This window comes from Bacillota bacterium (assembly GCA_040754675.1).
Lineage (GTDB): Bacteria > Bacillota > Limnochordia > Limnochordales > Geochordaceae > Geochorda.
This window is the reverse complement of the sequence record JBFMCJ010000466.1, coordinates 1-3,241: the sequence shown is the minus strand read 5'-3', so window position 1 is coordinate 3,241 and position 3,241 is coordinate 1. Positions and strand designations below refer to the sequence as shown.

Genomic DNA, 3,241 nt, shown 5'->3' with positions numbered 1-3,241 from the left:
GAGCGGCAGGTGTGGCAACTGGCAGCAGGACCGGCATCCCGGTCGTACGCTGACGTGTTTTTAAGGTACGGCGTGGGACCCATCGGGCCGGGAGACTCAGGCCCCTGGTCCCCTGAGCGGTATGCTCATGACTTTGCCCTCCAGGGGTTCGTAGGGCGTTTCGCCACCGAAGTCCAGGTCGGGGACGTGTTCCTGCTGCGCACGGGGGTATCTACGATCTGTGCCGTCGGCATCGTGGCCAGCGAGTACATGTACCTCGAGCAGTTTGATGACGTTAACGGCTGGGACCTGCAGCATGCTCGCCGGGTGAGGTGGTACAGGCTACCTCAAGAGCACACCTTCACCAGCCTGGTCTTCGGGGCCAATCCAACACGGTGCTCGCGTGCACGGAATAGGGAGGTTCTGGAGTTCACGAACCGTTTCCTGAACTCCCCCCCGACCTATTGGCAGACGGCTCCGCTGCCCGATCTTCCTGATGAAGAACCTCCTTTGGAGGAAGTGCCGGGGCCGCTCCACCACATCATCGCGGAAGCTAATGACCTGGTACCTTTGCTCAGAGACAGGCAGTCGCTGGGCGATTCCCCGAGTGAAGACGAATTGATCGTTCACTTCGTCGTGCCCTTCTTCCGCGCATTGGGCTGGCCGCCGGAGCATATCGCTGTGAAGTGGCGCCACACCGACGTCGCCGTCTTCCGGAGGCTGCCACGACTGCCGACGAACTGCCGGTTCGTAGTGGAGGCGAAGCGCCTGGACGCCGGGGTCGAAGGAGCCCTCGAGCAGGTCAAAGGTTATTTCCGAGAGCTGGGCCTCCCCCGCAGCGTAGACGCAATCGTGACTGACGGTATACGATACCGGGTTTACTCTGGCGAGAACGACTTCGAGTCCGTGGCCTACGCGAACCTGGTCAGGCTGAAGGAGTCCGCGAGCAGGCTCTTTGAGTACCTGAGCAAGCAAAGGGGGGAAACGCGTGGAACCCTGGTATAGGGTCGTCTGGCCGAGAAAGGAAGTGCGGGAGGGCCGTTCGTTCAACCCGGACGAGTTCGCCATCGCCCTGGAACAGGTCGTCGCGGGCACCGCACCCGAGGATTACCGTGACCCCGCGCAGTTCTTTGCCCGCACGTGCTTCACCCGCGCTCTGCGTGAGCACTGCGGCATGGTTCTCCGCAGGCTTTCCGGGAAGACGGAAAACACGGCACCGGTGCTGACCCTGGTCACCCAGTTTGGAGGCGGCAAGACACACACGCTGACGGCGCTCTATCATCTTGCTGCCCATGCCGAAAGGGCCGCCACATATCCTGGAGTCCCCATCTTGCTTGAGGTTGCGGGGCTCTCTGCGGTGCCCAAGGCCCGAGTGGCTGTATTTGTGGGCAACGCCTGGGACCCCCAGGATGGTCGCGAGACACCCTGGATCGACATCGCGCGCCAGTTGGCCGGTGACAGGGGGGTCGAAGCCTTAGGGAAGGCAGCCGAGACGACCCCGCCCGGCACCGAGTCCATCGCCCGCGTCTTCCACGCCGCGGGGGCACCCGTACTCCTGCTATTCGACGAAGTCCTCAACTTCCTCAACCGTCACCGTGGCATGGCCGAGCACTTCCATGCGTTCATCCAAAACTTGACCGTGGCCACGATGGGCACCACGCGGGCAGCGGCTGTGATCAGCCTGCCCCGCAGCCAGGTGGAGATGACCGACTGGGACATCCAGTGGCAGGAGAGAATCACAAAAGTGGTGCGGCGGGTAGCCAAAGACTTGATTGTCAACGACGAGAGCGAGATCAGCGAGGTGATCCGCCGACGGCTTTTCGAGCACATCGGGGACGAGCGGGTCAGAAAGAACGTGGCGAAGGCGTTCGCCGACTGGTGCTTTGAGCGCCGGGCACAGCTCCCCCCGGAGTGGACGGCCGTTGACACCTCCACCACGGAGGCCAGGGCCAGGGAGTTCCTCCGTAGCCGCTTCGAGGCTTGTTACCCATTCCATCCGGCGACCCTATCCGTATTCCAGCGCAAGTGGCAGGCACTTTCCCAGTACCAGCAGACGCGGGGCACCCTGGCCATGTTTGCCCAATGGATCTCCCTGGCCTACAGAGAGGGCTTTACCAGGGCACGCCTCGAACCCTTGATCACGCTGGGTTCCGCACCGCTGGAGGTGCCCTCGTTCCGCAGCCTCGTGCTCGGCCAGCTGGGTGAGTCTCGCCTCGTCGCCGCCATCGATGCAGACATAGCAGGGGACCACTCCCACGCACGGGCTCTCGACGCCGACACGAGGGGACCGCTCACCGATATACACCGCCGGGTCGCCACCGCCATCCTCTTCGAGTCCTCGGGTGGCCAGACAGACAAGGTCGCCCATCTCCCTGAACTGCGTTTCGCGCTGGGCGGCCCGGAGCTGGACACTACGTCCATCGATAACGCCGCGCTCGCGCTCCAGGCCAAATGCTATTTCATCCGCAAGGTGGGTACGGATGGCTTCAAGATCTCGTACAAGCCCAAACTTAAGAAGGTGGTCAGCGACCGTCGCGCCTCCCTTGACGAAGACACCGAGATCAGGCCTACCCTCCGGAAAATCGTAGCCGAGGAATTCCGCCGCGGAGCCAGCATCCCGGTCGTACCCTTCCCCACCGACGCGACCGAGGTACCAGACGCCGCCAGGCTCACCCTGGTAGTGGTGGATCCGGAAGCCGAGTGGACGGGCGGGGGCGGGCTTAGGGAACAGATCGCCGAATGGACGAAACGGCGGGGGACGTCACCGCGCCTTTACCCAGCCGCGCTCGTTTGGTGCATCAAGAAACCGGGCCGAGACCTCCGTGACAAGGTGGAAGAATGGCTGGCTTTGCAGCGGGTGGACAAGGAAATCAGAGAAGGAGCTTTGGGCAACGAGTTTGAACCCGGTGAACGTGCCGAACTTCAGTCAGATGTGGCAACGGCAGGACGAGAGGCCAGGGAAGAAGTTTGGGGCAGCTACCGGTTCGTGGTCATCGCAGACAACCGTGAACCGGACGGGCTCAAGGTTATCGACCTCGGAGCGGGGCACTCCTCGAGCGGCGAAACGCTCTGTGGGAGGGTTATCTCTGCCCTCAAGTCCGAGGGAGCCCTCAGCGAAACCGTGGGTGCGGGCTATATTGACCGCCACTGGCCCCCGGCACTAAAGGAATCGGGGGCCTGGCCGTTGGCTGGTCTGCGCCAGAGTTTCCTCGACGGGTCACTCATCCGATTGCTGGATCCCGATGCGGTCTTGCGGTCCAAG

The 3,241-nt window shown here is 63.0% G+C and carries 2 protein-coding genes; both read left to right on the top strand.

Annotated features, from left to right (window positions below):
* The coding region (locus AB1609_19160; GenBank protein ID MEW6048562.1) for a hypothetical protein at positions 1-984 on the top strand (984 nt) is incomplete at its 5' end.
* Positions 968-3,241, top strand: a 2,274-nt coding sequence (locus AB1609_19155; GenBank protein ID MEW6048561.1) for a DUF499 domain-containing protein, incomplete at its 3' end; no start/stop codon positions are given. The genes AB1609_19160 and AB1609_19155, both read left to right, overlap by 17 nt.